The 18,798-nt window shown below is 66.6% G+C and carries 21 protein-coding genes; 16 read left to right on the forward strand and 5 right to left on the reverse strand.

What is annotated here, in order from left to right:
- The first annotated feature begins 16 nt into the window (after positions 1 to 16).
- The gene (locus ACR81A_RS05310; protein WP_440312925.1) at positions 17 to 1,408 is read left to right on the forward strand and encodes an MFS transporter; all 1,392 of its coding nucleotides are present in this window, start codon (positions 17 to 19) and stop codon (positions 1,406 to 1,408) included.
- Between the two features lie 41 nt (positions 1,409 to 1,449).
- Here the strand turns inward: ACR81A_RS05310 and ACR81A_RS05315 are convergent, their stop codons facing one another.
- The 3 genes from ACR81A_RS05315 to cysK form a co-directional block, all read right to left on the reverse strand.
- Entirely contained in the window at positions 1,450 to 1,992 is a 543-nt protein-coding gene (locus ACR81A_RS05315) for a ClbS/DfsB family four-helix bundle protein (RefSeq protein ID WP_440312926.1), read from the reverse strand.
- Between the two features lie 61 nt (positions 1,993 to 2,053).
- Positions 2,054 to 2,623 carry a serine O-acetyltransferase EpsC gene (gene epsC, locus ACR81A_RS05320; protein ID WP_202381932.1) on the reverse strand — a complete coding sequence of 190 codons (570 nt, stop codon included), beginning with the start codon at positions 2,621 to 2,623 and terminating at the stop codon, positions 2,054 to 2,056.
- Between the two features lie 132 nt (positions 2,624 to 2,755).
- Positions 2,756 to 3,691: a cysteine synthase A gene (cysK, locus tag ACR81A_RS05325; RefSeq protein ID WP_202382170.1), complete on the reverse strand. Its 936-nt coding sequence runs from the start codon at positions 3,689 to 3,691 to the stop codon at positions 2,756 to 2,758.
- A 160-nt stretch (positions 3,692 to 3,851) separates the two neighbouring features.
- Between cysK and prmC the strand changes: the two genes are divergently transcribed.
- The 14 genes from prmC (at position 3,852) to ACR81A_RS05395 (ending at position 16,108) form a co-directional block, all read left to right on the forward strand.
- The gene (gene prmC / locus ACR81A_RS05330) at positions 3,852 to 4,733 is read left to right on the forward strand and encodes a peptide chain release factor N(5)-glutamine methyltransferase (RefSeq protein WP_440313131.1); all 882 of its coding nucleotides are present in this window, start codon (positions 3,852 to 3,854) and stop codon (positions 4,731 to 4,733) included.
- A gap of 94 nt (positions 4,734 to 4,827) precedes the next feature.
- Complete coding sequence (locus ACR81A_RS05335; RefSeq protein ID WP_440312927.1) at positions 4,828 to 5,493, forward strand: L-threonylcarbamoyladenylate synthase; 666 nt, start codon at positions 4,828 to 4,830, stop codon at positions 5,491 to 5,493.
- Between the two features lies 1 nt (position 5,494).
- A complete protein-coding gene (locus tag ACR81A_RS05340; protein ID WP_440312928.1) occupies positions 5,495 to 6,700 on the forward strand; it encodes an MraY family glycosyltransferase in 1,206 nt (401 codons plus the stop codon).
- Positions 6,697 to 7,200 (forward strand): 3-oxoacyl-ACP reductase, encoded by a 504-nt coding sequence (locus tag ACR81A_RS05345; protein ID WP_337248935.1) that lies wholly within the window; start codon positions 6,697 to 6,699, stop codon positions 7,198 to 7,200. Before ACR81A_RS05340 ends, ACR81A_RS05345 begins: the two co-directional genes overlap by 4 nt.
- A 198-nt stretch (positions 7,201 to 7,398) precedes the next feature.
- On the forward strand, positions 7,399 to 8,223 hold the full coding sequence (gene atpB / locus ACR81A_RS05350; protein ID WP_237462571.1) for a F0F1 ATP synthase subunit A: 825 nt from the start codon (positions 7,399 to 7,401) through the stop codon (positions 8,221 to 8,223).
- A gap of 53 nt (positions 8,224 to 8,276) precedes the next feature.
- Complete coding sequence (atpE, locus tag ACR81A_RS05355; protein WP_025133963.1) at positions 8,277 to 8,501, forward strand: ATP synthase F0 subunit C; 225 nt, start codon at positions 8,277 to 8,279, stop codon at positions 8,499 to 8,501.
- Positions 8,502 to 8,538: 37 nt separating this feature from the next.
- Positions 8,539 to 9,084 (forward strand): F0F1 ATP synthase subunit B, encoded by a 546-nt coding sequence (locus ACR81A_RS05360; RefSeq protein ID WP_025133964.1) that lies wholly within the window; start codon positions 8,539 to 8,541, stop codon positions 9,082 to 9,084.
- Positions 9,084 to 9,860, forward strand: coding sequence for a F0F1 ATP synthase subunit delta (locus ACR81A_RS05365; protein WP_440312929.1), 777 nt, complete (start codon positions 9,084 to 9,086; stop codon positions 9,858 to 9,860). Before ACR81A_RS05360 ends, ACR81A_RS05365 begins: the two co-directional genes overlap by 1 nt.
- Positions 9,861 to 9,916: 56 nt before the next feature.
- Positions 9,917 to 11,542 carry a F0F1 ATP synthase subunit alpha gene (gene atpA / locus ACR81A_RS05370; RefSeq protein WP_202381940.1) on the forward strand — a complete coding sequence of 542 codons (1,626 nt, stop codon included), beginning with the start codon at positions 9,917 to 9,919 and terminating at the stop codon, positions 11,540 to 11,542.
- Positions 11,543 to 11,620: 78 nt separating this feature from the next.
- Positions 11,621 to 12,511 carry a F0F1 ATP synthase subunit gamma gene (locus tag ACR81A_RS05375; RefSeq protein WP_202381941.1) on the forward strand — a complete coding sequence of 297 codons (891 nt, stop codon included), beginning with the start codon at positions 11,621 to 11,623 and terminating at the stop codon, positions 12,509 to 12,511.
- Between the two features lie 24 nt (positions 12,512 to 12,535).
- Complete coding sequence (gene atpD / locus ACR81A_RS05380; protein WP_202381943.1) at positions 12,536 to 13,999, forward strand: F0F1 ATP synthase subunit beta; 1,464 nt, start codon at positions 12,536 to 12,538, stop codon at positions 13,997 to 13,999.
- A gap of 3 nt (positions 14,000 to 14,002) precedes the next feature.
- On the forward strand, positions 14,003 to 14,263 hold the full coding sequence (locus ACR81A_RS05385; RefSeq protein WP_202381945.1) for a F0F1 ATP synthase subunit epsilon: 261 nt from the start codon (positions 14,003 to 14,005) through the stop codon (positions 14,261 to 14,263).
- Between the two features lie 133 nt (positions 14,264 to 14,396).
- Positions 14,397 to 15,194 (forward strand): YaaA family protein, encoded by a 798-nt coding sequence (locus ACR81A_RS05390; RefSeq protein ID WP_440312930.1) that lies wholly within the window; start codon positions 14,397 to 14,399, stop codon positions 15,192 to 15,194.
- Positions 15,195 to 15,223: 29 nt separating this feature from the next.
- Positions 15,224 to 16,108, forward strand: coding sequence for a PP2C family protein-serine/threonine phosphatase (locus ACR81A_RS05395; protein ID WP_440312931.1), 885 nt, complete (start codon positions 15,224 to 15,226; stop codon positions 16,106 to 16,108).
- Between the two features lie 10 nt (positions 16,109 to 16,118).
- On the opposite strand, the gene ACR81A_RS05400 is transcribed toward ACR81A_RS05395, so the two are convergent.
- Positions 16,119 to 16,922, reverse strand: coding sequence for an ABC transporter permease (locus ACR81A_RS05400; RefSeq protein WP_440312932.1), 804 nt, complete (start codon positions 16,920 to 16,922; stop codon positions 16,119 to 16,121).
- Positions 16,919 to 17,884, reverse strand: a complete 966-nt coding sequence (locus tag ACR81A_RS05405; RefSeq protein WP_440312933.1) for an ABC transporter ATP-binding protein — start codon at positions 17,882 to 17,884, stop codon at positions 16,919 to 16,921. The genes ACR81A_RS05400 and ACR81A_RS05405 overlap by 4 nt, the downstream gene beginning before the upstream one ends.
- Before the next feature lie 130 nt (positions 17,885 to 18,014).
- On the opposite strand from ACR81A_RS05405, the gene ACR81A_RS05410 reads away from it, so the two are divergent.
- Positions 18,015 to 18,794, forward strand: coding sequence for a TetR/AcrR family transcriptional regulator (locus ACR81A_RS05410; protein ID WP_440312934.1), 780 nt, complete (start codon positions 18,015 to 18,017; stop codon positions 18,792 to 18,794).
- Positions 18,795 to 18,798 lie beyond the last annotated feature (4 nt).

An 18,798-nucleotide genomic window follows, 5' to 3' on the forward strand; every position in this document is an offset into this window, starting at 1 on the left:
GAGTAGCATGGTGAGCATGCGCGCCGCACGACCATTCCTCCCCTGGGTGGTGTGGGGAATGGCCGCCCTGCTCTACGCCGTGGCCATCATCAACCGTTCCTCGCTCTCAGCGCTCGGGCCGGCCGCGCAAGACCACTTCGGTATCGACGCGACGACGCTCGCGTTCTTCCCGATGATTCAGCTCATCGTATACGCGGGGCTGCAGATTCCGGTCGGCGTGCTGCTCGATCGGATGGGCGCAACATCGATGCTGCTCGTCGGCTCGCTGCTCATGGTGGTGGGGCAAGCGCTGATGGCCACGGTCTCTGACGTGAGCCTTGCGATCCTCGCGCGCGTGCTCGTGGGCGCGGGCGATGCGTGCACTTTCATCAGCGTGATGCGAATTCTGCCTGAGTGGTTCGCGCCGCGACAGCTCCCCACCGTCAGCCAGCTCACGGGCCTCATCGGTCAGGCCGGGCAGCTCGTCTCGGTTGCGCCACTTGCGCTGCTCGTGAGCGTTGCGGGCTGGATGACGGGCTTCCTCGGGCTCGCCGCGGTGGGCCTGCTCTCCGAGCTGCTTGCGGCGCTCGTGCTGCGCAATCGGCCGGGGGACGGCACCTTCGCGGAACGTCTCACGGGGCGCACGAGCAAGCTCTCACGTAACGCCCGTGGACTCGGTGGACTGAACCAGGGCGGGGCAGTCGAGATGGCCCCGCCGAGCACGGAGATGCTCCCGGTGATCAAGGAGCCGCGCGTGCGCGGGCTGCGATTCTGGACGCAGGCTCGCCGCCTCCTTCGTCTGCCCGGGGTGCGCCTCGCGTACTGGGTGCATTTCACCTCGCCGTTCGCGATGAACGTGTTCCTGCTGCTCTGGGGCACCCCCTTCCTCGTCGGTGGTGTGGGACTCTCACAGCCTGCCGCCGGCGGCATGTTGAGCCTCATGGTGGTCTCTTCGATGCTCGCGGGCCTCGTGCTCGGACCCATCAGCTCCCGCTTCCTCGAGCGCCGGGTCTGGGTCAACCTCGGCATCTCGGTCGGGATCGCGTCCGCGTGGATCGCCGTACTCGTCTGGCCGGGAACACCACCCATGTGGCTCCTTGTGGTGCTCCTCGTTGTGATGCCGCTTGGGGGGCCCGCTTCGATGATCGCGTTCGAGGTGGCGCGCTCGCATACACCGAGGAGCCTCTCCGGTTTCGCAACCGGGCTCGTCAACACGGCGGGGTTCACCGCCTCCCTGCTGGTCATCCTGCTGATCGGCCTGGTGCTCGACCTCCAGGGCGCGGGCTCGCCGGAGCACTACTCGCTGGGTGCCTTCCGCGTGGCGTTCGCCGTGCAGGTGCCGTTCTGGCTGCTGGGCATCGTGATGGTGATCGTGGAACAACGCCGCACGGGCCGCTGGATGCGCGAGCACGGCCGCCGACTGCGCTGATCCTCGCTGCGCGTCGCTTCGTTGAGCTGTGCTGGACGCCGCTACGCCGCGCGCACAGCTCGGAGATAGGCGCGCAGCTTCGTGGTCGCCCAGCGGGTGTGTGCGGAGGTTGCCGAGACGCAATACGACCCCAGCGAGGTCGTGCCTGTCCACGTGAAGTGGCGCTTCTCGAAGAGCTCCGCCTCTGTGTGGCGCTCGATGAGTGCGATGACCTGGGCGTGGCTCGTCGCGAACCGGGTGCGTGCCTCGCGAAGACTCAGCTGCGTCGCCGCATCGCGGAACGCGACGTTCATGGGCACGCAGTCGCGCCAGCTGTACGGGGCCGGCAGGAACGGTCGCTCGTCGCCTGCCTCGTTGCTCGCCACCCAGTTGAGCAGGAGCTCGTGCCACGCGGCCAGGTGCGCGAGGACGTCGCGCACGGAGCGGTCCCGCTGCCAGTGCGCCTCGGTTCGCGTGGTACTCGCCGGGAACACGAGTTCACCCTCCTGCTCCGCCGGAGTCATGCCGTCGATCAGCGCGTCAAGGTCTGCAGCTCCCTGGGCGGCAGCGGCGAGGAGCTCAGGCTTGCTGGTGGGGCGGGCCATGCAGACTCCTCACGTGTGCGGGTGTGGCGCAGCCGGCCGTGCGGGGAAGGGCGACGTGCACCTAGATGATGTAGAAGTCTGCCATGTCTGGCTTCTCCGCGACGGGAGCGCCGCGCCGCGGCCGTCCCTGGGCGGGAATTCCCGTGAGGGTGGTCCACTCAGGCGCAGAGCGCACCACCACGGCGTTCGCGCCGACCGCCGAGTCTGCGCCGATCTCGATGGCGCCGAGGAGCTTGGCGCCCGCGCCTAGAACGGCGCGGTCGCCCACGGTGGGATGGCGTTTGCCGGTGCCGTGGCCGGTGCCACCGAGTGTGACGCCGTGGTAGATGAGCACGTCGTCGCCCACTTCAGCGGTCTCGCCGATCACCACGCCCATGCCGTGATCGATGAAGAGCCGACGGCCGATGGTGGCGCCGGGATGAATCTCGATGCCCGTGAAGAAGCGAATGAGCTGCGAGAGCGCTCGGGGAATGAAGCGCATGCCCCGCGTCCAGAGCGCGTGCGAGACCCGATGCCACCAGACTGCGTGCAGACCAGAATAAATGAAGAACACCTCCGCGCGGCCGCGCGCTGCCGGATCATGCGCGCGGGCTGCGTCGATGTCTTCGCGCATGCGGGAAAAGATGCTCACGCTTCGGGATCCTCCTGTGCTGAAGCCGTGCCGTGCTGAAGCCGTGCCGTGCTGGCGGTGGGTGCAACAGCGGGCCCGGGGGTTTTATGCCCGGGCCCGCTCGTGGGTGCGGCGCTGTGCGCCGGATGCTCCTTAGACCGCGAGATCCTCGTAGAGCACGGTCGAGAAGTAGCGCTCACCGAAGTCGGGGATGATCACGACGATCTTCTTGCCCGCGTTCTCGGGACGCTGCGCGAGCTGCGTCGCGGCCCACACTGCGGCACCGCCCGAGATGCCTGCGAGGATTCCCTCATCGGTGCCGAGCGCGCGCGCGGTGGCGATCGAGTCGGGGAGTGCCACGTCGATCACCTCGTCGTAGACGTCCCGGTCCAGGATGTCGGGAACAAAGTTTGCGCCGAGGCCCTGGATCTTGTGGGGGCCAGCCGTGCCCTCGGTGAGCAGCGGCGAGTCGATGGGCTCGACTGCCACGACGCGCACGTTCGGGTTCTGCTCCTTGAGGTAGCCACCCGCACCCGTGATCGTGCCGCCCGTGCCGATGCCGGCGACGAAGATGTCGACCGCGCCATCGGTGTCTGCCCAGATCTCGGGTCCCGTGGTGGCCCGGTGGATTGCGGGGTTCGCGGGGTTGCCGAACTGGTTCGCGAGGATGGCGCCCGGCGTGTTCGCAACGATCTCCTCGGCCTTTGCCACGGCGCCCTTCATACCCAGCGGGCCCTCGGTGAGCACGATCTCTGCACCGTATGCGGCGAGCAGCTTGCGGCGCTCCACGCTCATGGTCTCGGGCATCGTGAGGATCACCTTGTAGCCTCGTGCAGCTCCGACGAACGCGAGCGCAATGCCGGTGTTGCCGCTCGTGCCCTCCACGATCGTGCCACCGGGCTGCAGCGCGCCCGACTGCTCCGCCGCGTCGATGATCGCGATGCCGATGCGATCCTTCACCGAGCCGGCGGGGTTGTAGAACTCGAGCTTCGCCAAGACCTCGGCGCCAGCGTTCTCGGTGACGCGGTTGAGGCGTACGAGCGGGGTGCCGCCGAACGCCTGGGTGATGTTGTCGTGAATCCGTGCCATGGGTGGGACCTCCGGGATGTCGAGTGCGGCCATCGAAAACTATAGCTCCACCTTATTGGAGAAGTATCTGGGAGTTATAGCCTGTGACGCCGTGTGACCTGCTCCCTGAGGCGCTGGCCGAGAGCACGGCGACCCGGTATGGCAGGGTTGAGGGGTGCAACTGCAGGAGAACACTGGAATCGACGCGGCCCTCGCTGCAATTCGCGGCGCGCTTGAGGCGGGTGGGATCGAGGACCCCTACGCCGATAGCGAGCTGATCGTGGGTCACGTGCTCGGGGTGTCCCGTGGTCGCGTGCAGGCGCTTGCCGTGCTCGGCGAGCGACTGTCCGGAGAGCAAGCCGAGCGGGCAACACTGTTGACCGAGGAGCGTGCGCGGCGCGTGCCGCTCCAGCACCTCACCGGACGCGCGCCCTTCCGCGCGATCGAGCTTTCGGTGGGCCCCGGCGTGTTCGTACCCCGGCCCGAGACTGAGACCGTCGCGCAGTTTGCCATCGACGCGCTGCAACTCGCGCCGACCGCGGAGCCGATCGCGGTCGACCTGTGCACGGGGAGCGGCGCGATTGCGCTGTCGCTCGCGCACGAGGTGCCCCGCGCGCGCGTCTGGGCGCTCGAGAAGAGCCGCGAGGCGCATGCCTGGGCGACCCGCAACGTTGCGGAGTGGGGCGACGATCGCGTGAGCCTCGTCCAGGGCGACGTGGCAGATCTCGAGCGAATCCCCGAGTTCGCCGCCCTCGCGGGGCGTGTGCACGTGCTCATCTCGAACCCGCCGTACGTGCCGGCTGACATGGTGCCACGCGATCCCGAGGTCCGCGACCATGATCCCGAGCTTGCGCTCTACGGGGGCGCGGATGGTCTCGATGTGGTGCGCATCATCAGCCGCGCCGCACGCGAGCTGGTGCTGCCGGGCGGCCTGCTCGTGCTCGAGCACGCGGAGCTGCAGGGCGCGGCGATTCGCGCACTGCTCGCGGCGGACGGCTGGCGTGCGGCGGCCACGCACCCCGACCTCACGGGGCGAGACCGCACCACCACGGCGCTGCGCTGAGCAGGCCGCCCCAACCAAGCACTCCGCGCGAGTTTGCCCGTCATGCGCGGGTGCGCGCCCGTCGTCCAGGGGTGCAGGAGTAGAATCGGGCGCTATGTCCGAGGTCTTCGATTGCTCTGATAACTCCCAGCTGCTGAGCGGCACCCGCACCGCTCGGCGCACCATCGGGCAGGGGGCGCTCGTCGTGCTCCCCACCGACACGGTGTACGGGGTTGCCGCCGATGCGTTCTCGCCCGAGGCCGTGCAGCGATTGCTCGACGCCAAGGGGCGGGGCCGACAGTCACCGCCGCCCGTGCTCATCCCGAACACGAGCACGCTCGCGGCGCTTGCGGCCGAGGTCACTGAGCCGCTCACCGCGCTCGCCGAGGCGTTCTGGCCGGGACCGCTGACGATCATCACTCACGCGAACCCGTCGCTCAGCTGGGACCTGGGGGAGACGCGCGGCACGGTTGCGTTGCGTATCCCCAACCATCCCCTGGCGCTCGAGCTGCTGCAGGAGACGGGGCCGCTTGCCGTCTCGTCCGCGAACAAGACGGGAGAGCCCGCCGCACGCACGGCGGCGGCCGCCCAGGAGATGCTCGGTGACAGCGTTGCCGTGTACCTCGAGGCCGGTGAGGTTGAGGGCGATGGCGTGGCCTCCACGATCATCGATGCGACCGGACTCACCGCCGAGGGCGGCTCGATCCGGATTCTGCGTGCTGGCGGCGTGACCCGCGAGGCGCTCAGCGAGCTGCTGCCCCAGGTCACTGTCGAGGACTAGCGTGCTGCCCTACCTCGTGGTCGTCGCGGTCGCGGCGCTCGTCACCGGCGCCGCGTCGTACGCGGTGCTGCGGCTGAGTCGACGCTTCCGGCTTGCGCCCGAGGTTCGCGCACGAGACGTGCACCGGACTCCCACGCCCCGACTGGGGGGAGTGGCCATGTTTATCGGTGTCCTCGCCGCCTTTGCGCTCGCGAGCACGCAGCGCGAATTCCATTCGCTCTTCGCGGACAGCACCAAGATGTGGGCGCTCATCGGCTCGTGCGCAATCATCGCAGTCGTCGGTGTGCTCGACGACCTGCTCGACCTGGACTGGATGATTAAGCTCGCCGCACAGCTTGCCGCGGCGGGGCTCCTCGCGTGGAATGGCGTGCAGATTCTGTCCTTGCCGTTCGGCGACGCACTGATCGTGGGATCGCCGGCGGTGAACTTCGCGCTCACCGTGTTCCTCATGACCCTCGTCATGAACGCAGTGAACTTCGTTGACGGGCTCGACGGACTCGTCGCGGGCGTTGCGCTGATCGCCAACGCACTGTTCTTCATCTATACCCGCATTCTGAACGAGCAGACGGGGCGCGTCGATTCCGTGACGCTTGCCAGCCTCATCGCCGCGGTGCTGGTGGGCATTTGCATTGGCTTCCTGCCCTTCAACTGGCACCGGGCGAAGATGTTCATGGGGGACACGGGAGCACTGCTCGTCGGTCTGCTCATGGCGACGTCGACGGTGTCGGTCACGGGACAGCTCAATCCGGCAACCCTCGACGTGAAGCTCGTTCTCGCGAGCTACATCCCGATCCTGCTGCCGGTCGCCGTGCTCGTGCTGCCGCTCGCCGATTTCACGCTCGCGGTGGTGCGCCGCATGAAGGCGGGGAAGAGCCCGTTCGAGGCCGACCGGTTGCACCTGCACCATCGCCTCCTCGACATGGGCCACTCGCCCGTGCAGGCAATCTGCATCTTCTATCTTGGTACCGCAGTGCTCTCGGTGGCGCTGCTGCTCGCGTTCACAATGCAGACGCTGTTGGTACCGAGCATTGTGCTCGTGCTGGGCACCGCCGCGTGCGCGCTGCTCCTCTTCTTCCCCGCACAACGGGTACGCGCAGCTCTTGACGCGCGCGGCTTGGTACCGTTGTTCCGGCGGGGCGCACCCGCCGACGCCCCGGACGCGGCCGCCGCGACCGGAGGCCCGCCCAACGAAAGGACCTCCGAGTGAGCACTCCCGCGCAGCCCGAATCGCCGCGGACGCCGACCACCCCCGAGAGCAGCGGGAGTGCTGCTGAGGAGTACCCCATGCCCACCTCGCAGCCGATGCTGCTGCGCGGCGTGCGCTGGGGCATCATCACCACGGTGGTCGCGATGGCGGCATTCGCAGGCATCGGCTTCGCGGTGAGCGGAAGCCGAGGCCTTGCCGGCGGCCTGCTCGGCGCAGCGATTGGTGGCGTTCTGCTGCTCATCACGGTGGGCAGCATCGCGTTTGCGAACCGTTTCGTGGGCAGTCCGATGTACCTGCAGATCTTCTTCAGTATCGTGCTGGGGGCGTGGGTCGTGAAGCTCATCGGCTTCGTCGTCGCTGCACTGTTGCTGCGGGACCAGCCGTGGCTCGATCCCAAGCTGCTCTTCATCGCGCTCGTGGCGACCGTGCTCGCCTCCATCGTGATCGACGTCATTATCGTTGCCCGCGCACGCGTGCCGTACGTCGCTGACACCCCGTAGGGGAGCGGGCGGGCGGAAAACTCCGAAAATTTCGCTTTTTCCCCTCGCCAGGCCGAGCCTCGAGTTTCGCTCGGGGTGAAATGTTGTTAGGATAAATTCGTTCCCTGCTGGGCTGCGGTGCTTCTGAGTGCCCGCTGGCTCCGGGGGCACGACCATCGTTCGAAGCCGTGCGGCCACGCCGCACCCCGAATCAGGAGAATGGCGCTGTTCGCTAACGCTATGCACCTCGTTGCCCCCGGACTTGTCCGCACCGAAGAGGGCGGGTTTCACGGCCCCACCCTGGATGACTTCTTCCCGGCCGCGCTGCTCTTTGAGGGCACGCCGTTCGAGATGAACCGCATCATGATCATCCGAGTGATCATGGTGCTCGTCCTCCTCCTGCTGTTCTGGCTCGGCACGCGCAACCTGCGTGTCATTCCGGGTCGCGGCCAGGGCGTGCTGGAGTTCGCACTCGACTTCGTTCGCAAGAACGTGATCGAGGAGCAGCTCGGTGTCAAGGAAGGGCGTCGATTCGCGCCCCTGCTGATGACCATCTTCTTCCTGGTCTTCGCCTTCAACATCACTGGCGTGATCCCCGGCTTCAACATCGCGGCATCCTCGGTGGTCGGCTTCCCGATCTTCATGGCCGTGGTTGCATACATTGCCTTCATCTACGCGGGCCTCAAGAAGCACCCGGGCAAGTTCCTCAAGAACTCGCTGTTCCCGGCTGGCGTGCCCAAGGTGATGTACCTCCTCGTCACCCCGGTTGAGTTCCTCTCGACCTTCGTGATGCGCCCCGTGACGCTCGCGCTGCGACTCCTCATGAACATGCTCGTGGGTCACATGATCCTCGTGCTGCTCTTCGCTGCGACGAACTTCTTCGTCACCCAGGCCGGCGGGCTCTTCCCGGTCCTCGGTGCGGGCACCTTCGCCTTCGGCTTCGCGTTCACGCTCTTCGAGATCTTCGTCTCGGGCCTCCAGGCATACGTCTTTACTCTGCTCACCGCTCTGTACATCCAGCTCGCGCTGGCTGAAGAGCACTAAAAACCTCTGGGTTCGGCGACCGCCGCACTCATATACGGAAGGAAACACATACTGTGTCTGTTCTCGCTGAAATCTCGGGCAACATTGCAACCGTCGGCTACGGCCTCGCAGCTATCGGCCCGGCCATCGGTGTGGCCATCGTCGTCGGCAAGACCATCGAGAGCACCGCTCGCCAGCCTGAGCTCGCGGGCAAGCTCCAGGGCATGATGTGGATCGGTATCGCCTTCACCGAGATGCTCGCGCTCATCGGTGTTGCTACCTACTTCATCTTCGCGTAACCCGTCCACCTTTCCCTAGTCTCGAAAGGGAGGCACGATGAATTCCGCAGTGCAGATCGCTGCAGAGAGCGCGCCCAACCCGCTGCTCCCGGCGACCTACGACATCGTCTGGTCGGCGATCGCGTTCATCATTATCCTCATCGCTTTCTGGAAGGTCTTCCTCCCGAAGGTGCAGGTCATGCTTGACGCTCGCGCCGAAGCGATTGAGGGCAACATCGCCAAGGCCGACGAGGCTCAGGCGAAGGCCGAGGCGGCGCTGCAGGAGTACACCGCGCAGCTCGCTAGCGCCCGTCAGGAAGCCGGCGAGATCCGAGAGGCCGCCCGTGCGGATGCCTCGAAGATTGTTGCCAAGGCGCAGGAGGATGCAACCGCCGAGCAGGCACGCATCACCCACGCAGCCCAGGTGCAGATCGAGGCGGAGCGCCAGAGCGCTGTCGTTTCGCTCCGCAAGGATGTCGGGTCGCTCGCGATCGACCTCGCCTCGAGCGTGGTCGGCGAGTCGCTCACCGATGATCAGAAGGCGTCCGCTCTCGTGGACCGCTTCCTCGCTGATCTCGAAGCATCCGAGAAGGCGGCTCAGTAATGGGCAGCGCGTCACGCGAAGCACTGGCTCAGGCCCGGACCGCAATCACTGGGCGTCTCGCTCAGAGCGCCGGTGCCGAGCTGCTGCAGGCCGCGAGCCGTCTCGCTGAGAACCCCGCGCTGGCCGCGGCCCTCGGCGACGCCGCAGCTCCGGCTGAGGCGAAGGCCCAGGTCGTTGAGCGGCTCTTCGGCGGGTTCTCCGCGGGCGCGCGCTCGGTGCTGTCCGCAGCCGCCCAGGGCCGCTGGTCGAACACCGACGAGTTCGTCGACGGTGTGGAAGAGCTCGGCCTCCGCGCCGAAAGCGTCTCGAACGCTGCGCTCTCCGACGAGCTGCTCGCAGTGGCCGACGTTGTCGGCAGCAGCCACGAGCTGCAGCTCAACCTGGGCAGCAAGCTCGCTGAGCCGGCCGGCAAGGTCGCGCTCGTGCAGAGCCTGCTGAACGGCAAGGTCTCGGCGCAGTCGACTCAGGTCGTCAGCTACCTCGTCGCGAACTCGCGCGGTCGTCGTCTCGACACGATGCTCCGCAACGGCGCGCGCGTTGCTGCCGATCAGGCCGGCACCGAGCTCGCCACGGTCACCGTCGCTGCACCGCTCTCGGCTGATCAGCAGTCACGTCTCGCACGTGCGCTCGAGCAGACCGCCGGCCGTCCGGTGAAGATCACCACCGTGATTGACCCCGCCCTCGTCGGCGGAATCCGGATCCAGATCGCCGACGACATCATCGACGGCAGCGTTCGCGCTCGCCTCGAGGAACTGCGTCAGCAGCTCGCAGCGTAGAGCACCTACTTTTTACCACCGGGGGCGGCGCTTCCGGAACAGACAGAGGAAACGAAATGGCAGAACTCTCCATCAGCCCGGACGAGATCCGGAATGCGCTGAAAGACTTCGCAGCGTCGTACGAGCCGACCCAGGCGGGCAAGACTGAGGTCGGTACCGTCGTGGACGCCGCTGACGGCATCGCACACGTCTCGGGTCTCCCCGGCGTGATGGCGAACGAGCTTGTCCGCTTCGCGGACGGCACCCTGGGCCTCGCTCAGAACCTTGAGGAAGACGAGATTGGCGTTGTGGTGCTCGGTGAGTTCACCGACATCGCAGAGGGCCAGCCCGTCACCCGCACGGGTGAGGTGCTCTCGGTTCCCGTGGGCGAGGGCTACCTCGGCCGCGTGGTCGACCCGCTCGGCAACCCGATCGATGGCCTCGGCGAGATCGCTGGCGTTGAGGGCCGTCGTGCGCTCGAACTCCAGGCTCCCGGCGTGATGCAGCGTAAGTCGGTCCACGAGCCGCTGCAGACCGGCATCAAGGCGATCGACGCGATGATCCCCGTTGGCCGTGGCCAGCGTCAGCTCATCATCGGTGACCGCCAGACCGGTAAGACCGCGATCGCGATCGACACGATCATCAACCAGAAGGCCAACTGGGCTTCGGGCGACAAGACGAAGCAGGTGCGTTGCATCTACGTCGCGATCGGCCAGAAGGGCTCGACCATCGCTTCGGTGAAGGGCGCGCTTGAAGAGGCTGGTGCGATGGAGTACACGACCATCGTGGCCTCGCCCGCATCGGATCCCGCTGGCTTCAAGTACCTCGCTCCCTACACGGGCTCGGCGATCGGCCAGCACTGGATGTACGACGGCAAGCACGTCCTGGTCATCTTCGACGATCTGTCGAAGCAGGCTGAGGCGTACCGTGCTGTGTCGCTTCTTCTCCGTCGTCCGCCGGGGCGTGAAGCGTACCCCGGTGACGTCTTCTACCTGCACTCCCGTCTCCTGGAGCGTTGTGCAAAGCTCTCCGACGAGCTTGGCGCAGGTTCGATGACCGGTCTGCCGATCATCGAGACGAAGGCCAACGACGTCTCGGCGTACATCCCGACCAACGTGATCTCGATCACCGATGGCCAGATCTTCCTCCAGTCGGATCTGTTCAACGCGAACCAGCGCCCCGCAGTTGACGTGGGCATCTCGGTGTCGCGAGTCGGCGGCGACGCACAGGTCAAGTCGATCAAGAAGGTTTCGGGCACGCTGAAGCTTGAGCTCGCTCAGTACCGTGCGCTCGAGGCGTTCGCGATGTTCGCATCGGACCTCGATGCGGCAAGCCGCAAGCAGCTCGAGCGTGGCGCACGCCTCACCGAGCTCCTGAAGCAGCCGCAGTACACGCCGTACCCCGTCGAGGAGCAGACCGTCTCCATCTGGGCCGGCACCAACGGCTTCCTTGATGAGGTTCCGGTTGAGGACATCCTGCGCTTCGAGCGCGAGTTCCTCGACTTCCTCGGCCGCAACTCGGAGGCGCTCGCAACGCTTCGCTCGACCAACGTGCTCGACGACGCAACTGTCGCTGAGATCACCGCGCAGATCGAGAAGTTCAAGAGCGAGTTCCGCACCTCTGCCGGCAAGAGCCTGAACGAGCAGTTCGAGCAGCTCGACGAGGCCGAGATCAAGCAGGAGCAGCTGGTCGTCAAGAAGTAGTGCGCTGTCCGGTGGGGGCTCCCAGCCCCCACCGGCTCCACCACTTGATCAGTAAGCCCCGACCACTACAGGAGAGACATGGGAGCGCAACTTCGGGTCTACCGGCAGAAGATTCGTTCTGCCCAGACGACCAAGAAGATCACCCGTGCGATGGAGCTGATCGCAGCCTCTCGCATTCAGAAGGCAAAGGCACGCGTCGAAGCTTCGACGCCCTACGCCACCGCGATCACCCGCGCCGTTTCGGCCGTTGCGACGCACTCGAACACCGATCACCCGCTGCTCACCGAGGCCGACAAGGTCGAGCGCGCAGCAGTGGTCATTTTCACCTCTGATCGCGGCCTCGCCGGCGCGTTCAACTCGCAGGTGCTGCGCGAGGCCGAAGAGCTCTCCGAGCTTCTCCGCGCCGAGGGCAAGGACGTCGTTTACTACCTCATCGGCCGCAAGGCTCAGGGGTACTTCGCGTTCCGACGCCGCGCGTCTGAGCGTATCTGGGCCGGCGACACCGAGAACCCGACCTTTGAGACCGCGAAGGAGGTCGCCGAGGCACTCCTCGAGATCTTCGGCCGCGATGCCTCTGAGGGCGGCGCTCAGGAGCTGCACCTGGTGTACAACCGCCTGATCAGCATGGTGAGCCAGGTTCCCGAGGTTCACCGCCTGCTGCCGCTCCAGGTGGTCGAGGGTGTTGCTGAGCCGACGGACGAGCCCGCACCGCTGTACGAGTTCGAGCCCGAGCCCGATCTCGTTCTGGAGCAGCTGCTTCCCGCCTACATCGAGTCGCGTATCTTCAACGCGATGCTCGAGTCGGCCGCTGCGAAGCACGCCGCAACCCAGAAGGCGATGAAGTCGGCAAGCGACAACGCCGACACGCTGATCCGCGACTACACCCGCCTCGCGAACAACGCTCGCCAGGCCGAAATCACCCAGCAGATTTCCGAGATCGTCGGCGGCGCTGACGCGCTGTCAAGCTAATCTGAAGCACGAAGAGAGAGAATCATGACCGAATCCGCCGCTGTGGCGACTGAGGCTGCCGCACAGGTCATCGGGCGCATCGCCCGCGTGACCGGCCCCGTCGTCGACATCGAGTTCCCGCACGACGCGATCCCCGCTGTCTACAACGCGCTCCAGACCACCGTCGATTTCGGTGACGGCCAGGAGCCGCTGAAGCTCGTCCTCGAGGTTGCTCAGCACCTCGGCGACAACCTGGTTCGTGCAATCGCCCTGAAGCCCACCGACGGTCTCGTCCGTGGCCAGGAAGTCTTCGACACCGGTGAGTCGATCACCGTGCCCGTCGGCGACATCACCAAGGGCAAGGTTTTCAACGTCACCGGTGATGTGCTCAACCTCCCCGAGGGCGAGACCATCGACGTGACCGAGCGCTGGAGCATCCACCGCACCCCGCCGGCCTTCGACCAGCTCGAGTCGAAGACGCAGCTCTTCGAGACCGGCATCAAGTCGATCGACCTCCTGACCCCCTACGTGCAGGGTGGAAAGATTGGTCTCTTCGGTGGCGCTGGCGTCGGCAAGACCGTCCTCATCCAGGAGATGATCCAGCGTGTTGCGCAGGATCACGGTGGTGTGTCGGTGTTCGCCGGTGTGGGCGAGCGTACCCGTGAGGGCAACGACCTCATCCACGAGATGGACGAGGCTGGCGTCTTCGACAAGACGGCACTCGTGTTCGGCCAGATGGATGAGCCCCCGGGGACGCGTCTGCGCGTCGCTCTCTCGGCCCTCACCATGGCTGAGTACTTCCGCGATGTTCAGAAGCAGGACGTGCTCCTCTTCATCGACAACATCTTCCGCTTCACGCAGGCCGGTTCTGAGGTCTCGACGCTGCTCGGCCGTATGCCCTCCGCTGTGGGCTACCAGCCGAACCTCGCCGACGAGATGGGTATCCTCCAGGAGCGCATCACCTCGACCCGCGGTCACTCGATCACCTCGCTGCAGGCGATCTACGTCCCCGCGGACGACTACACTGACCCGGCTCCCGCGACCACGTTCGCGCACCTCGATGCGACCACCGAGCTTTCGCGTGAGATCGCCTCGAAGGGCCTCTACCCGGCGATCGACCCGCTGACCTCGTCCAGCCGCATCATGGATCCCCGCTACTTGGGCGCGGACCACTACCGCGTTGCGACCACGGTCAAGCAGATCCTCCAGAAGAACAAGGAGCTCCAGGAGATCATTGCGATCCTTGGTGTCGACGAGCTCTCCGAAGAGGACAAGATCACCGTATCGCGCGCACGTCGCATCCAGCAGTTCCTCTCGCAGAACACCTACATGGCGAAGAAGTTCACCGGCGTCGAGGGCTCCACGGTTCCGCTCAAGGAGACCATCGAGTCGTTCGACGCGATCGCCAAGGGCGAGTTCGACCACGTTGCTGAGCAGGCGTTCTTCAACGTCGGTGGCATCAGCGATGTCGAGGAGAAGTGGGCTCAGATGCAGAAGGACATGGCCTAAACCATGGCTTCGCTGAACGTGAGTGTCGTCTCGGCCGACCGTGAGGTCTGGACGGGCGCTGCCTCCCAGGTCGTCGCACGGACGGTCGAGGGCGAGATCGGCATTCTCGCGGGCCACGAGCCGCTCCTGGCACTGCTGGGCGCCGGCGAGGTCCGCGTGACCACTGGCTCCGGTGAGAAGGTGACGGTCGACGCAGAGGGCGGGTTCCTCTCCGTGGATCACGACACCGTGACCATCGTTGCTGGCAAGGCGACGCTCGCATAGCGAGCCGCCTGCACACGAGCTTGAGGCCGGCGGCCACCCCACGGGGTGTGCCGACCGGCCTCGAGCCGTACTCAGGGTCATTCTGCGCACGGCGACGTGCTGACCCATCACCGATACTTCGTGAAAGGCTCTCGTGCTGATTCTCCTCCCGCCGTCCGAGACGAAGCGTTCAGGCGGCACTGGGACGTTCGTGCCTGACCGTCTGCGCAATCACGATGCGCTCGGCGCTGCACGCGCCTCGGTGCGCGCGGCGCTCGAGGAGCTGAGCGAGGATCCCGTGGCCTCTGCGAAGGCGTTGAAGCTCGGCGTGAAGAACGGCGCTGAACGCGAACACAACCTCGTACTGCGTGAAAGCGGACTGCTCCCGGCAATCGAACGCTACACGGGCGTCCTCTACGACGCGCTCGATGCACCATCGCTCGATGTGCCCGCCCGAGCGTGGCTCGACTCGCACGTTGCGGTGCAGTCCGCGCTCTTCGGCTTGATCGGTGCGGGCGAAGAGATTCCTGCATACCGGCTGTCTGCGGGATCGCGGCTCCCTGGGCTCGGCACGCCGCTGAAGCGCGTGTGGGGGAGCGCACACGCCGCCCTGCCCTGGGTTGAGGCGGGGCTCGTCCTCGACCTTCGCTCCCAGGACTACGCCGCCCTCGCACCGGTACCCGGGGATCGGAGCTGGTTCTTGTACGTCGCCCAACGCGGAGAAGACGGCGCCGTGCGCGCGCTGAATCACTTCAACAAGGCCGCGAAGGGCGACTTCGTGCGACGACTCGCCCGATCCCAAGCTGATTTCACCACCGTCGAAGACGTCGTCGAATGGGCGCGTGAAGCGGGGCTGGAACTCAGCTGCAGCGCAGATTCCCACGAGCTGACGCTCATCACCGAACTGGGTGCGCCGGGAGCCGCGTCCGCGCGCTCGGCTGCGGCGCGGTAGGATACTCGGGTGCTGAAGAGGTGGACGCGATGACCGTGCGCGGGGAGAATGGCTCCCGGCGCCGTTTGCGCTACCGTGCAGACTCCGAGCTCGAGATTGAACTCTCGTGGTGCGGCATCACAGATGTCGGTCGCCGCAGGGAAACGAACCAGGATAGCTACGTGACGACGCCGCCGATTTTCGCGGTGGCGGACGGCATGGGTGGTCATTCTGCAGGCGAGGTCGCCTCCGCGGCCGTCGTGCGTCGGCTTGCCGAGCTCGGGGGCAACCAGACGGTGCTCGAGGCCGACATCGACGCGATGCTCTCCGACGCGGTCGACGATATTGAGCTCGACGCGGGGGAGACCGAGCTGGGTGCCGGCACGACGGTCACCGGCGTGTGCTTCGGCTCGGCCGAGGCCCCCACCTGGACCGTCTTCAACATCGGCGACTCGCGGGTGTACCAGTACTTCAAGGGCGCGCTCAGCCAGATCACGGTCGACCACTCGGTGGTGCAGCATCTGATCGACACCGGCGCGATCACCGAAGAGGAAGCCGAAACGCACCCGCACGCGAACGTGATCACGCGCGCCGTGGGTTTCAACGAGGCGCCCATTCCGGACTACACCTCGCTCGCCCTGATCCCGGGCCAGCGGCTTCTCATCTGCTCCGATGGTCTCACGAAGGAACTCACGGACATCGGGATCCAGCACTTCCTGGCGACGCAGGCCACGGCTGAGGATGCGGCGCGCATGCTCGTGCAGCAGGCCGTTGACAACGCGGGCCGCGACAACGTGACCGCGATCGTCATCGACGTGCACGCCGTCGGCGACGTGATCGACACGGGCAGCATGGAGTCGGCGGGCATCTCGCTCGATGAGCTGAGCGACCCCGAGGTGGACACGGAACCGGTTCCCGTCCCCACCTCGGAGTAGCGCGTTTGAGCTAGCCGCGACGACGCAGCGCGAGGATGGCGGCCACGACCGCGGCGGCGCACCAGATCAGCACGACCGTGAGGTCGCGACCCGACGCTGTGAAATCGTTCCCGGCGAGACCCGCGCGCATCAGATTGGCCATTGGCTCGATTGGCAGGATGGCGTGTACGGAGCGGAGCCACTCAGGAAGGTTTTCCGCCGGGAAGCTCACGGGGGAGAAGAGCAGCAGCAAGAACACCAGGAGCTGGGTGAGTAGCTGCGCCACCACGGGCGGGAGCAGCACCGCGAAGGCGTAGCCGATCGCCGCCGCAGTGAGTGAGATGAGTAGCGCCACGGGCACGATCCACGGCTGGATCGAGTAGGCGATGTCGTAGCGCAGCGCGCCAGCGAGCGCTCCCAGCACGAGCCCGGGCAGCGCAAGGAGCGTCCACACGGAGAGATCGGCGATGAGAAACGCCGCGCGTGGAACTGGGAGGGTGCGGAGCCAGTCGGCGCTTCCCTCGGTGCGCGACTGCGCCATGAGCTGCGGCGTCATGACGAGGCCGACCGTGATGAGTGTGATGGTGGGCGCGCCCGTCGCGAGGAAGAGCGCGGCTTCGGGCTGCACATCGCCGATGAGGATGCCGTAACCCAGCACCGTCGACACGGCGAGCGCCGTCTGCACGACGACCATGAGCGGGAGGAACTCGGCTTGGCGTCGCAGCTGCCACACCAGCAGGAACCGGGTGCTCGCGAGTCCGCCGCCGAGCGCGGCCGGGGCCACGTGCGCGAGTGCGGGTGTGCTGCGGTCTGTAGGGGTGCTGATCGTGCTCACGCTGCGGCCTCCGATTCTGCGCCAACAAGTTCGAGGTATGCGTCTTCGAGCGACGGGGGCGTGAGCGCGAAACGCTCGATCGTTCCGCGCGCCTGTGCCGACTGAGCCCAGTCGACGACTTCCGCGCTCCGAGAGGTGGGCACCGCAACGGTGGTACGGCCGCTGTTCGAGCTGAGAGGATCGAGCCCCGCGGGAAGTGGCGGGAGGGCCGAACTGTCGAGTTCAAGGAGGAGCTGATCGCTCAGATGTGCAGTGAGGTGCGCCGGCGTGCCCGCGGCGATGGTGCGGCCGCGATCGAGCACGATGAGCTCGTCGACCGCGCGCTCCGCCTCACGCACATTGTGCGTCACCAGGAGCACCGCGGCCCCCTCGGCTGCTGTGGCGCGAATCGCGTCCCAGAGCAGCCGGCGGCGGGCCGGGTCAACATCGTTCGTTGGCTCATCGAGGATAACGAGTGCTCCCGGGCGCACAACGGTCATGCAGAAGGCGGTGAGTCGCGCGACGCCGCCGGATACCTTTTGCGCCGGGGTGTCGGCCCACGGACCGAGATCCAGCGCCTCGAGGAGGTCGCTCGCTCGGGATCGCACCTCCCGCTTTCCGCCCCCGCGGATCCGGCCGACAAGTTCAATCGCCGCACGCGGGGTGAGCCCGGTGATCGGCACATTCGCCTGCGCCTGCACGGAGACGAGCTCGCGAGCGCGGTCGGGGTGTGCGATGGCATCGACGCCGGCGAGCGAGATCGTGCCCGAGTCTGGGCGGAGCAGGCCCACGATCTGGTTGACGAGCGTGGTCTTGCCGGCGCCGTTGTGGCCGAGCACGCCGAGCACGCGACCCGGCCGCGCAGTGAGCGTGATCCCGTCGTTTGCTGGGGTACTGCGGCGGCGGTACCGCTTCACGAGATCGGTGACCTCGAGAACGGGCGGCGGTGTCGCGCCGTGGGACTGCGGGGGAGCACTGGGCATGGGGGATCCTCTCTCGACTGGGCGTGTGCCACGAAATACCGATGGGTATGAACATACCGATCAGTATGTTCCGATGCAATCGGGATTCCCATAAGTATTTTTCCGGCCTGCCCCGCGCTAGACTGCAGGCATGGCAGCACGGCAGAGTGATCAGGGGCCAACGGGCAACGGTGAGCAGAAGCTCCGGGACGCGGCGAAGGCGCTCGCCGATGCTGCGGGCCAATTGGGTCAGAGCCTGGGCGTCGCCGGTGCCTCTGCCGAGACCGGGGTCACGAAGGGATTGCTCGCAGCCGCGCAGGCGCTTGCCCAGGCCACCGCGTGGGTCGAGCAGCGCGCAAAGCCGCTGAGCACGCGCGAACAGCTGATGGAGCAAGCCGCACGACTCTTCGCGGAACGCGGCTTCTCTGGGGTGTCGCTCGAGGACATCGCACAGGCCGCCGGGTTTACGAAGGGTGCGGTGTACAGCCACTTCGGGTCAAAGGAGCAGGTGTTTCTCGCGGCGGTGCGCAACACGATCGAGCAGATCGAAGCCGGACTCGCGGTGCTTGACGCGGGGGGCGACGCTGCCGGGCTGACCGAGGCGACGGAAGGTGCGGTGCCGAGCGCGGTGGGTGGGGTCGGGGCTCCCCTCAGTTCTCAGCTCTCCCGTGCGGAGCTTTCAGCAGCTGCGACGCTCGGCGTTGAGGCCCTGCTCTTCGGAAAACGCGTGCCTGAGCATCGTGCCGAGGTACGTGAGCTGAGCGCGGCGCTGATTGCTGTCCTCGCGCGTGCGGATGAGGAGCTGCGGGACGAGGGGCTGCGGGGCTCGGAGGAGCCCAGCGAGGAGCGGGTCCTGGCGCGCGACGAGGCACAGTACGCGGTACTTGCGTTGCGCGCGCTCCTCGCGGGAATCGCCGAGCCTACGGCCTAGACGC

The organism is Leucobacter chromiireducens, assembly GCF_051993095.1.
GTDB lineage: Bacteria > Actinomycetota > Actinomycetes > Actinomycetales > Microbacteriaceae > Leucobacter > Leucobacter chromiireducens.

Bases quoted from the DNA above. Each gene is read 5' to 3' on its own strand.
- ACR81A_RS05410 (WP_440312934.1), top strand. From the start codon at position 18,015: ATGGCAGCACGGCAGAGTGATCAGGGGCCAACGGGCAACGGTGAGCAG.
- atpB (WP_237462571.1), top strand. From the start codon at position 7,399: ATGGCGCTGTTCGCTAACGCTATGCACCTCGTTGCCCCCGGACTTGTC.
- ACR81A_RS05385 (WP_202381945.1), top strand. From the start codon at position 14,003: ATGGCTTCGCTGAACGTGAGTGTCGTCTCGGCCGACCGTGAGGTCTGG.
- atpD (WP_202381943.1), top strand. From the start codon at position 12,536: ATGACCGAATCCGCCGCTGTGGCGACTGAGGCTGCCGCACAGGTCATC.
- ACR81A_RS05375 (WP_202381941.1), top strand. From the start codon at position 11,621: ATGGGAGCGCAACTTCGGGTCTACCGGCAGAAGATTCGTTCTGCCCAG.
- ACR81A_RS05335 (WP_440312927.1), top strand. From the start codon at position 4,828: ATGTCCGAGGTCTTCGATTGCTCTGATAACTCCCAGCTGCTGAGCGGC.
- ACR81A_RS05405 (WP_440312933.1), bottom strand. From the start codon at position 17,884: ATGCCCAGTGCTCCCCCGCAGTCCCACGGCGCGACACCGCCGCCCGTT.
- ACR81A_RS05365 (WP_440312929.1), top strand. From the start codon at position 9,084: ATGGGCAGCGCGTCACGCGAAGCACTGGCTCAGGCCCGGACCGCAATC.
- ACR81A_RS05360 (WP_025133964.1), top strand. From the start codon at position 8,539: ATGAATTCCGCAGTGCAGATCGCTGCAGAGAGCGCGCCCAACCCGCTG.
- ACR81A_RS05315 (WP_440312926.1), bottom strand. From the start codon at position 1,992: ATGGCCCGCCCCACCAGCAAGCCTGAGCTCCTCGCCGCTGCCGCCCAG.
- atpA (WP_202381940.1), top strand. From the start codon at position 9,917: ATGGCAGAACTCTCCATCAGCCCGGACGAGATCCGGAATGCGCTGAAA.
- cysK (WP_202382170.1), bottom strand. From the start codon at position 3,691: ATGGCACGGATTCACGACAACATCACCCAGGCGTTCGGCGGCACCCCG.
- ACR81A_RS05310 (WP_440312925.1), top strand. From the start codon at position 17: ATGCGCGCCGCACGACCATTCCTCCCCTGGGTGGTGTGGGGAATGGCC.
- ACR81A_RS05395 (WP_440312931.1), top strand. From the start codon at position 15,224: ATGACCGTGCGCGGGGAGAATGGCTCCCGGCGCCGTTTGCGCTACCGT.